At 33.9% G+C, this 10532-nt stretch carries 9 protein-coding genes and 2 pseudogenes; 8 read left to right on the top strand and 3 right to left on the bottom strand.

The window, feature by feature from the left end; genetic code table 11:
• Together rpsI and tnpA are read left to right on the top strand one after the other, a co-directional pair.
• The coding region (gene rpsI / locus ACW6OJ_RS05940; RefSeq protein WP_456096021.1) for a 30S ribosomal protein S9 at positions 1–276 on the top strand (276 nt) is incomplete at its 5' end.
• A gap of 215 nt (positions 277–491) precedes the next feature.
• Positions 492–1001 (top strand): annotated as a pseudogene (gene tnpA, locus ACW6OJ_RS05935) (IS200/IS605 family transposase).
• Positions 1002–1109: 108 nt separating this feature from the next.
• On the opposite strand, the gene ACW6OJ_RS05930 reads toward tnpA, so the two are convergent.
• Complete coding sequence (locus ACW6OJ_RS05930; RefSeq protein ID WP_456096020.1) at positions 1110–1370, bottom strand: hypothetical protein; 261 nt, start codon at positions 1368–1370, stop codon at positions 1110–1112.
• Positions 1371–1710: 340 nt separating this feature from the next.
• Between ACW6OJ_RS05930 and ACW6OJ_RS05925 the strand changes: the two genes are divergently transcribed.
• From ACW6OJ_RS05925 to ACW6OJ_RS05900, 6 genes and pseudogenes are all read left to right on the top strand, one after another.
• Positions 1711–2013 (top strand): hypothetical protein, encoded by a 303-nt coding sequence (locus ACW6OJ_RS05925; protein WP_456096019.1) that lies wholly within the window; start codon positions 1711–1713, stop codon positions 2011–2013.
• 235 nt (positions 2014–2248) lie between these two features.
• Entirely contained in the window at positions 2249–2935 is a 687-nt protein-coding gene (locus ACW6OJ_RS05920; protein ID WP_456096018.1) for a hypothetical protein, read from the top strand.
• Between the two features lie 58 nt (positions 2936–2993).
• Positions 2994–3137: pseudogene (locus ACW6OJ_RS05915) on the top strand (transposase); the annotation flags it as partial.
• A gap of 958 nt (positions 3138–4095) precedes the next feature.
• Entirely contained in the window at positions 4096–4581 is a 486-nt protein-coding gene (gene greA / locus ACW6OJ_RS05910) for a transcription elongation factor GreA (protein ID WP_304085003.1), read from the top strand.
• A gap of 101 nt (positions 4582–4682) precedes the next feature.
• The gene (lysS, locus tag ACW6OJ_RS05905; RefSeq protein ID WP_456096017.1) at positions 4683–6596 is read left to right on the top strand and encodes a lysine--tRNA ligase; all 1914 of its coding nucleotides are present in this window, start codon (positions 4683–4685) and stop codon (positions 6594–6596) included.
• Between the two features lie 89 nt (positions 6597–6685).
• On the top strand, positions 6686–7408 hold the full coding sequence (locus ACW6OJ_RS05900; RefSeq protein ID WP_456096016.1) for a TMEM164-related integral membrane acyltransferase: 723 nt from the start codon (positions 6686–6688) through the stop codon (positions 7406–7408).
• A 115-nt stretch (positions 7409–7523) separates the two neighbouring features.
• On the opposite strand, the gene ACW6OJ_RS05895 is transcribed toward ACW6OJ_RS05900, so the two are convergent.
• A complete protein-coding gene (locus tag ACW6OJ_RS05895; protein WP_456096015.1) occupies positions 7524–8627 on the bottom strand; it encodes a YkvI family membrane protein in 1104 nt (367 codons plus the stop codon).
• A 21-nt stretch (positions 8628–8648) separates the two neighbouring features.
• On the bottom strand, positions 8649–9830 hold the full coding sequence (locus ACW6OJ_RS05890; RefSeq protein WP_456096014.1) for a pyridoxal phosphate-dependent aminotransferase: 1182 nt from the start codon (positions 9828–9830) through the stop codon (positions 8649–8651).
• Positions 9831–10532 lie beyond the last annotated feature (702 nt).

The following is a 10532-nucleotide window of genomic DNA, read 5'->3' as shown; positions in this document are numbered from 1 at the left end:
AATTACGAAACTCTAATAAGAGACGTAAAGCAGCCTCTTGTGATAACTGGAAACGAAAACAAGTACGATGTAATCGTAACAGTTGAAGGTGGCGGATACACTGGACAGGCTGGTGCTATCAGACACGGTATCTCTAGAGCTTTGTTAAAGACAGAAGACGAAGTTAGAGGAACATTAAAGGCTGAAGGTTTCTTAACAAGAGACCCAAGAATGAAGGAAAGAAAGAAATACGGTCTTAAGGCTGCCAGAAGAGCACCTCAGTTCTCAAAGAGATAGCGATTGGCAATATTTTAAAAACACTTCAAATCTCGGTATACCAATGTATGCCGAGGTTTTTCATGTAGGTATGTATCCCTGTTGAGCTCGCAAAGCGTGCGAAACAATAATCCGCCCGCTATGCGGGTGCGCGACAGATGTTATACAAAAAAATCACCATTCCGTAGTATAATTGAATTGTTCAAGCTCAATAATACGAATAGGAAGGTGATTTTATGGCTAATAAAGCGAACAGCTTATCTTACACAAAATATATGTGTAAATATCATAAAGTATTTACAACAAAATACAGGCGAAAAATAATATATAATCAGTATAAACAAAGTATAGGCCAAATTCTGAGATAATTATGTTCGTATAAAGGTGTAGAAACACTAGAAGGTCATCTTATGCCAGACCATGTACATATGCTAGTAAGTATACCACCTAAAATTGGTGTATCACAATTTATGGGTTATCTCAAAGGAAAAAGTGCACTAATGATATTTGACAAACACGCAAATTTAGAATATAAATTTGGAAATAGGCATTTTTGGTCTGAAGGATACTATGTAAGTACGGTTGGATTGAATGAAGCAACTATAAAGAAGTATATTCAAGAACAGGAAAAACATGATATAGCCATTGATAAATTAAGAGTCAAAGAATATAAAGATTCCTTTAGGGATGGGCAATTAGTACAAATACCCTTTAAAGGGTGGCGACGAGTCAAAGGCCGAGCTTGAACAAAGTGAAAGCCAGCGCCTTTAGACGCTGGCCGGTAACCCTTGGGCTTATAGCCCTTGTGCAAACCACCCGCTGGACGGGAAGTTTGCTTCTTGAGATTTAGCAAATTATGTGTTTAATAAATTTTTACCACAATCTGTTACAGTGAGAATATCAAGAAAATTAATAATTTTTCCCGCCTCTTTAGCTTTCCAGCATGTTATTAAATTTTCTGACTCCATCTCTAGAACAATTTTTCTAGCAGAATCTTCATTTAAATCAAGATCGTACGCTATTTTTTTAAAGGAAATACTATAATTTCCTTTATGATTATGATTTTTGGATAAACAATATCGTATGATTGATTTTTTAATAGTTATATCTTTCATTAAAACGACCTCCTAACTTGTAAATATATATTTTTATTATATCAAAAAAACTATAATGAATGTAGAATATTTAGATTTATAAACACGATAATATAGTAATGTTAAAATGGTTACATAGTTATTTTATTCATTAACTCGATTATATTTTTCATAGATAGGATTCTAATTCACTTACAATATTATTTATAGTATAAAACCGTTATACGAATAACGAATTACTACTATATAATAACAATCATTAATGATAATTAGATTAAAAAATTATAACATTATTATTTTCATATATTATATAATATAACATATGAAAATAAATTAATAAAAAATATAGGAGGTATGATATATGAAAGCAGTTGAAATAGTAATAGTGCTAATATTATTATGGTATTTTTTTTACAAAAAAATATGCATAGAATTATATTGTTATTTATATTCACCTTTATTAATAGTACAATTAATGGCATTATTAGGGAATGAATTTGATTACAGTATAAGAACTAAAAAGTATTATATAACTGCAATAATAATTGTGATGATTATATTGACTTTTATTTTATTAAAAGAACGTGAAAAAAGAGTAATAAAAATAACTGGGAAAGAAGTTTATAATTTCTATGTAAATAGCATAATTGGATTTATAGAGTAGTTTTTTATTATTATAGCTGTGTATCAATCCTATATAGTAGTATTTGATATGGATGTAAAATTTATGATATTACGGTCAGCAAATATATACCAAATATTACTCTTTTCTTTTATTGTGGTTTCATTGGAAAAATTATATGCTTGGTATAGAAAAATAAAAGAGATTCATTTAAACAATATTAGATAAATAAGACAAGTTATTTGTAGTAATAATATATAAGGGAGAAAAAGTAAAAATGAAGATAACTAGAATACATTCGGAAGAAATGAATAGCATAATAGCTATATTGACATTAGTATTCTCAATAGTTGCGATTATAATATCATATAAATCATATAATTTATCTAATTTAAAGCCAAAATTTGAACTTGGAGTGATATCTCATGATGGGTATCAGATGGAGTGGAAATATAAAATAATCAAAAATAATGAAGAAACTAATATTGATTTATATGGTAGTAGAAAAAAATATGAACATTCAATAAACAAAAATTCTGACGATATTTTTGTAGTAGATAATACTAAACCTACATCACTAATACATTTTTACATAAAGAATATAGGTGATGTTTCTGCTGAAAATACAAAAATTATATTCAAATTTAATGGTATGTCTTTAAATGTTGATAACATAGAAAATAATATTGATGAAAGTCCATTGGCTGATTATCATTTTGTATGGGAGTATAAACCTGTTTATCCGATATTGGAAGATTCTTATTGTGAATTACACTGGGTTGATAAAGATATTATGTATCCAGATATAAATAAAGAATTTGGTTATAGTTTTTCCGAATCAAGAATATATGATAAAAAGCCGTATATAGATGTAAAAATAGTATCTAAGACATCTGTGATACATCGTATGAAAATAAATGTAAATTATCATAATATAGAGGATTATGGCAAGAATTATCGATAAGAAAAGTAGTATTACTGTCATGCAGGTATGTACTATAAAAAGCATCTACGATTTATGAAAAGAAACAATAGAGAGAGTCTTTGGAGTAGCAAAATAAAATCATAGTATGCGATATACACAACAAATAGGTAAAGAAAAAATAGCCATGAAAATAGGCCTAACTTTTGCGTGCTTAAATATGAAAAAACTAGCAAAAATACTGACAAGGAAGAGTGAAAAACACTGAGACTTTTTGACAATTTTTCGAGTCTATGTAAAAAAGTCTGTAAAATTGTAAGTCCTTCTATGGTAATATTATACAACTACAAATAATTATTACCTTGGTCTACTATTCTTAATACCATAAACAAGTTTGTATAAATTATTGATTTTAATTTACTATGATGATAAAATCATAATAACAAAGGGTAAGGGCCCTGTAATGACTGAAAAGGTAGGTATTAAAAGATGATATCATTGAAAAATAATATACCAAAATATATGATAATACCACTAGTGATAATCTTATATGGAGTATCCTTAATTACATTTTTCACTAATGTAAATAATGGTCTAATGTTAGCCATTTATATTGCCATATATATACTAATGGTGTCAATTCAAGACTATAAGCCAGCTAGAAGGTCTTTTAAAGAAAGGCTTAAAAAAGTATTATTATTCATAATAAGTCTAGTTATATGGACTCTGATACTAACGCTTTTTGATCCACTTTATATGGACACAAAAATAGACAGCATGATTTTTTGTTTTAATAACCTAATACCACTAGTTTTGTGTGATTTCATTTAAGATAGGTTAATATAAAGTATAAATATAATCGATAAATAAAATAAAGTTAAGAGTAACCAAGTGAGGATATCTTCCTAGGAAGTATCACAATTTGGTTACTCTTTTTTAAAATTTTGTAAAGCGTGAAGAAAAATTAGTGGAAGATAGTCTTGAGATCAAGTGATCTTATCCAATATTATTGGACAAACAAGCTTGGTCTCACAGAAAGATATTATATTGAAAGTATTAGAAAACCTTGACTTTTTGACGGTTTTAGAATATAATATATCGGACGTATAGTAAATTGTGTCTAATTTTAACACAATTTACTATATTAAGTTAAATTAGTAAATGATATATAAAATAATATAAATATCAATTTGGAGGTTAAAATGGAAGAAAATAACAGTAAAGAGATTATACTTACGCAGGAGGGTTACGATAAACTTGAAAGCGAATTAGAGCTATTAAAAACGACAAGAAGAAAAGAAGTAGCGGAAAGACTAAAGGTAGCTATATCATTTGGTGACCTTTCAGAAAATGCTGAGTATGACGAAGCAAAGAAGGAGCAGGCAGCTCTTGAAGAAAGAATCCTAAAGCTAGAAAATATGACTAGGGTAGCTGTAATAATAGATGAAAACAATGTAAACCTAGATATTATAACTATTGGTTCTATAGTTAAGATATACGATGAAGACTTTGATGAAGAACTAGAATACACTATAGTAGGTAGCGCAGAGGCGGACCCATATGATGGAAAGATTTCTAATGAATCTCCAGTTGGTAAGGCTCTATTAGGAAGGGCTAAGGGCGATGTAGTTGAAGTAACAGTGCCGGACGGAATAGCCAAGCTTAAGGTTGTAGATATAAAGAGATAATAGGGATAAGGGCCTAGAAGACCTGGTCAAGTTAGGCCAAATACAGGTATATAGGATTAAAGATAAGATATAATAGAGATACAAGTCAGTAGGAGGACGTTATGGAAAATAATAAGCCAGAAAGTCAGGTAGAAAATTTAAGTGAGGTTCTACAGGTTAGAAGAGACAAGCTAAGTGAGCTTCAGAAGATGGGAAGAGACCCATTCAAGATCAGTAAGTACGATGTAACACATCATTCAAATGAAGTAATTGACCAGTATGATAGCCTAGAAGGACAAAGGGTAAGTCTAGCAGGTCGTATCATGTCAAAGAGAATCATGGGTAAGGCGTCATTTATGCACCTACAGGACCAGAATGGTAGGATACAGGCCTATGTGAAGAGAGATGACATAGGAACAGATGAATACAAGCTATTCAAGACATATGACATTGGTGATATAGTGGGTATAGAAGGTTTCGTATTCAAGACTAAGACAGAAGAGGTTTCTGTACACGTAGAAAAGTTAGTCCTACTATCTAAGTCACTACAGGTACTACCTGAAAAGTACCATGGTCTTAAGGATGTTGACCTAAGATACAGACAGAGATATGTAGACCTTATAGTTAACCCAGAGGTTAAGGATGCATTCCTTACTAGAACAAAGGCCCTAAAGGCCCTAAGAAGCTACCTTGATGAAAGAGGCTTCCTAGAAGTAGAAACTCCAATTTTAAATACAATTGCAGGTGGTGCAAATGCCAGACCATTTATTACCCACCACAATACACTTGATATACCTATGTACCTAAGAATTGCCAATGAATTGTACCTAAAGAGACTAATCGTTGGTGGATTTGACAAGGTATACGAAATGGGTAGGATGTTCAGAAACGAAGGTATGGACATGAAGCACAACCCAGAGTATACTGCTATAGAGCTATACCAGGCCTATGCAGACTATAAGGATATGATGGATATCACTGAAAATGTAATATCACATATGGCTGAGGTTGCTACAGGTAGCATGAAGATAAACTACCAGGGTACTGAAATAGACTTTACACCACCGTGGAAGAGAATGACTATGGAAGAGTGTGTAAAGGAATATGCTGGTGTAGACTTCTCTGAAATCAACACTGATGAAGAGGCCTTAGCTATAGCTAGAGAAAAAGGTATAGAAATCACTCCAGGAATGAGAAGGGGTGAAGTAATCAATGCCTTCTTTGAAGAATTTGGTGAAGACAAGCTAATTCAGCCTACATTCATCACTCACCATCCAGTAGAGGTATCACCTCTTGCCAAGAGAAATGTTGAGGATCCAAGAAGGACTGACAGGTTTGAAGCTTTTGCAAATAAGTGGGAGCTTGCTAATGCATTCTCAGAATTAAATGACCCTATCGACCAAAGGGGTAGGTTTGAAGACCAGGTAAGAAAGAGAGAGCTAGGTGATGATGAGGCCTGTGAAATGGATGAAGATTTCATAAATGCCCTAGAAGTAGGTCTTCCTCCAACAGGTGGACTAGGCATAGGTATAGACAGAGTTATCATGCTTCTTACAAACTCTACAACTATCAGGGACGTTTTACTATTCCCTACAATGAAGCCTTTAAGAGATGGTTCGTCAGAAGTTGATGAAGAGGCTGAAAAGAAGGAAGTGAAGATAGACCTATCTAAGGTAAGGGTAGAACCTTTATTTGAAGAAGATATAGACTTTGAAACTTTCTCTAAGTCAGACTTCAGAGTAGTGAAGGTATTGAAGTGTGAAGAAGTACCTAAGTCAAATAAGCTATTAAAGTTCACCCTAAATGATGGTTCTGGCCAGGAGAGGGTAATCCTATCAGGTATCAAGATGCACTACTCAGCAGAGGAACTAGTGGGTAAGACTCTAGTTGCTATCACTAACCTACCACCTAGGAAGATGATGGGGGTTGAGTCTTGCGGTATGTTGATATCAGCAGTATGCGACTATGAGGGTGAGGAATTACTAAACCTTCTAATGGTAGATGATAAGATACCAGCAGGAGCAAAGTTATACTAGGCCAAGTCGGTGTATAAGTTAATATAATAAATGATATTTATTTTTCAAAAGATATTTTTTAGATATTTAGAAGAGGAGGAAGGATAAGAGTGGATTTGATAAGATACTTCTTTAGGACTAAGCCAGATTTAATTGAACCTATGAATGCATCTGTATTGATGCTTTTATCATTGGTTTCTTTTGCATTTGTAGTTTTTTGTATAAAGAAGGACTATCCTATAAACAGGGTAAAGAGGGTCTTGCTAGTAGTATTTTTGATAGATATATGTATGAGGTATACTTGGTACTATGTGGGTAAGTATTCTGGCCTTACAGAATCGCTGCCACTATATCATTGTAGGGTTACGGCCTTGTTGAGTATTTACTACTTGATTACGTCTGATAGAAGGGTGGCGCCGGTGATTTATGTATGGGGTATCTTTGGTGGAATTTTGGCTCTGGCCCATCCGGGTATGGATCCGTTTAAGTTTCCACACTTCAGCAACACCTTCTTCTACTTTTACCATATAGCTATACTTATGGCTGCCTATGTGGTATTTAAGGAGCATAGGGCCTATATTTTAAAATGTAAAAAGCAGGTTAGACTCTTTACCCTATTCTTTAATTTGAGTCTGTATGTCATAAACCTTGGGCTACACTCAAACTATGGTTATATGGTTAAGTCTCCTATTTTTGCAGATAAATTTAGTGGGATGACCTTCTACTTCTTGATCGCAATTTTTGCCTATGACCTTTTAGTTCAAATAATTTACAAGATTACCGATATCAAGTATGGTGATGATGTAAATATGGAAGATATAGGTGTGGAGTAGGAGATTCCAAGAGTTTTTTCTATAGCTATGATTATTATATATAAACATAAAAAAGGACTGGCTAGTATTTAGCTCGGTCCTTTTTAATTGAATAATGTTTATATTGATTTTCTGTTTATATTGTTTTTCTGTTTATATTGATGTTTTTTATTCCCTTATATATTACGCAAAGTATATAGTAGATTCCTATATAACCAATGGCTGGTAGTATTACCGCAACCAATTTTGCGAATGGAAGTATCCCTACGAGGGTAGCTGCTATAGCTATAAATATGGCAGCGGTCTTGTTCTTTTGCTTGTCCTCTGGATATATGAACTTACATAAGCTCCACATGGTTGCTGAGGATGATGAGAACATACCCAACAAGAGGATAACTGTAAATATGCTGGCCATAAGTGGGTTTACATGCTTTGCCAAGTGTAGGGTTGGTACATCTACCTTGGTTATGGTATCTACATTTAGAAGGATAGCTGTACTAAGTATCAGGATAGCTAGGGTTACCTCAGCGGCTCCCAACAGGGTACCGTACCTGGCTATTTTCAAGCTCTTACAAGAGGCCCCTAACTTTGAAAAGTAGGTACCTCCTGACGAAACTGCCAAGGAGAAATACAAAAAACCACTAAAGAACCACACAGGTGCAGCGTGGAAGCTACTTAGCTGGTACCTATAGAGTCCTATCCTTGAAAAGCTGTCATAGTCCTCAAAGATAACTATCGTACCTACCAAGAGGAAGAAGGCCACCAATATTGGCCCAATTTTTGACAGGACTTGGATGAACCTATCAAATCCAGCTAGGTAGGCGGTCAAGACTATTAGGGCCATAAGACTTGAGCCAAGGTACCTGTTGATTCCATAGTGCTCCTGTAGCGTAGACCCTGTAGCTGATATTAGTATGCCCATCATAAAGAAGAGCATTATAGGCATTATAATAGAGTAGAGTTTACCTATTTTTTTGCCACAAAAGTATTCGTATTGTCTAAAATCTGGGTCTTCCCTATGTTGGTAGCCGGTTTCCATGATGACCCTGCCGGTAAAGGAAAAACCTATTAGTATAATTAATATGACACCGTAGCTGTAGTAGCCAAAGCTGGAAAAAAAGCTAAGTATTTCTCTGCCTGTCGCGAAGCCAGCTCCAATTATCCAGGCTACGAAGGCACCTGCAACCTTGGCTACCTGCCTAAGGCTTATTTGGTCACCATCAATTTCACTTTTATTCATTGAAGAGCCCCCAATTTATACCTAAAGATATTTTTTTATGTATCTTTCTAGTCTATCTATGCCTTCAAGGAAGTCATCCTCGTGGCATGCATAGGATATTCTTACATAATCATCAGTACCAAAGGCCTTACCTGGTATGATGGCAACTCTCTCGTCATTTAGGAAGTCCTCGCAGAACTTAACCGAGAAGCTGTCCTCATAAGGGTAGTTTTCCTTAACCCTTGATAGGTCTATAAATATATAGAAGGCTCCAGATGGCTTAATATATGAAATTCCATCAATCTTGTCTAGCCTGCTAGTAATTAACTGGCACCTACGCTTGTAGGTAGCTACCATTTCCTGCATATCTTCTTCGCATTCTAGTAGGGCACCAAGACCCATATACTGGGAAGTAAGGCAAGGATGAGATACTATATGACTCTGAATAGAGTTCATAGCCTTGGCTAGCTGAGTATTTGAAGCAGTATAGCCTAGACGAGTTCCTGTCATAGCTGCGCACTTGGCAAAACCATTTACTGTTATTGTTATATCCTTTATCTCTTCGCTTAGAGAAGCTACTGAAACAAAGCTATCATCAAATCTGATCTTTTCATATATTTCGTCAGCCATTATATAGATGCCCTTTTCAAGACATATGGCAGCAATTTCTTCTAATTCATCCTTAGTATAAACTGCACCAGTAGGGTTGGATGGATTAGTAAGTATTAAAAGCCTAGTCTTGTCAGTTATGGCCCTAAGTAGATCATCCTTAGTCAGTTTGAAGTTATTTTCCTTAGAAGTCTTAACCTCAACTGGTACTGCATTTACAACCTTTACCATTTCAGAGTAGCTTACCCAGTATGGAAGTGGGAGAAGGACCTCACTGCCTGGATCAGTAGTAACAAGTAGGACATTAGTAATTGAGTTTTTTGCCCCACTAGAAAGGACTATCTGGTCAGGAGTGTAGTCTATATGGTTTTCTCTCTTAAGTTTTTTGCATATTTCCTGTCTTAACTCAGGAATACCAGCAGGAAAGTCATACTTGGTTTTGTTGTCGTCCAAGGACTTCTTACCGTATTCCTTAGCCTTTTCTGGTATGTTGAAGTCTGGCTCACCTATACTAAGACTGATGACATCAATACCATTAGCCCTCATTTCCTTTACCTTAGAGCTGATACCTACAGTCACTGAAGGTGCAACATTGTCTAATCTTTTTGATAACATAAAATACCTCCTCAAAACTTTTTGTATTAATTAAAACCTGTTTCTATTGACAGTTAATTAGATTGATATATCTAATTATAATTCCAATATAAATGATATATTTATTTTATACCAATTAGAAAGATTTGTATATAATATAGGGCTAATATTTACATATATTAGAGGAGATTTATACATATAAGTAGGGAAGAAAATAAGACGAATATTATATATAGCAAACAGGGTTAAAAAAGTGTAATAAAAGTAAAAAAACGAACGATTTGTTTGGTGAATTTATTATAGTTTACTTAGCTGAAAAAAGTTCAAAAATTGTTCGAATTTTATTGACACTAAAGGGAAATGGTGATATAGTATTACTTGTCCTTGACATAACAAGTCAAAAGACAAGTAGGAGATTTTGTTTTTTCGATAAAAAAGAGTCTTCAAAAAGAGAAAAAAATACTTGACGGATTAGTCCAGAAATAGTATAATGAATAGGCTGTAAAAACAGCATAATGAACTTTGAAAATTGAACAGCAGGTTAATTCAATGAGTCCTTTTAGGACAATTGATTAATCGTTTAAACCATGTAAGACAAACTTACTTGATTTAAACCACAAACAAACCAAGCCAGATATTTTAGAGATAACAATAGTCTGAGCACAGTAACAAATTTTTTATGAGAGTTTGATCCTGGCTCAGGATGAACGCTGGCGGCGTGCC

The organism is Peptostreptococcus sp. (assembly GCF_977045075.1).
Note: the sequence above shows the minus strand (reverse complement) of the source record. Positions and strands in the feature narration are given on the sequence as shown.

Coding starts and splice junctions, on each gene's coding strand:
- ACW6OJ_RS05930 (WP_456096020.1), bottom strand. CDS start 1,370: ATGAAAGATATAACTATTAAAAAATCAATCATACGATATTGTTTATCC.
- ACW6OJ_RS05925 (WP_456096019.1), top strand. CDS start 1,711: ATGAAAGCAGTTGAAATAGTAATAGTGCTAATATTATTATGGTATTTT.
- ACW6OJ_RS05920 (WP_456096018.1), top strand. CDS start 2,249: ATGAAGATAACTAGAATACATTCGGAAGAAATGAATAGCATAATAGCT.
- greA (WP_304085003.1), top strand. CDS start 4,096: ATGGAAGAAAATAACAGTAAAGAGATTATACTTACGCAGGAGGGTTAC.
- lysS (WP_456096017.1), top strand. CDS start 4,683: ATGGAAAATAATAAGCCAGAAAGTCAGGTAGAAAATTTAAGTGAGGTT.
- ACW6OJ_RS05895 (WP_456096015.1), bottom strand. CDS start 8,627: ATGAATAAAAGTGAAATTGATGGTGACCAAATAAGCCTTAGGCAGGTA.
- ACW6OJ_RS05890 (WP_456096014.1), bottom strand. CDS start 9,830: ATGTTATCAAAAAGATTAGACAATGTTGCACCTTCAGTGACTGTAGGT.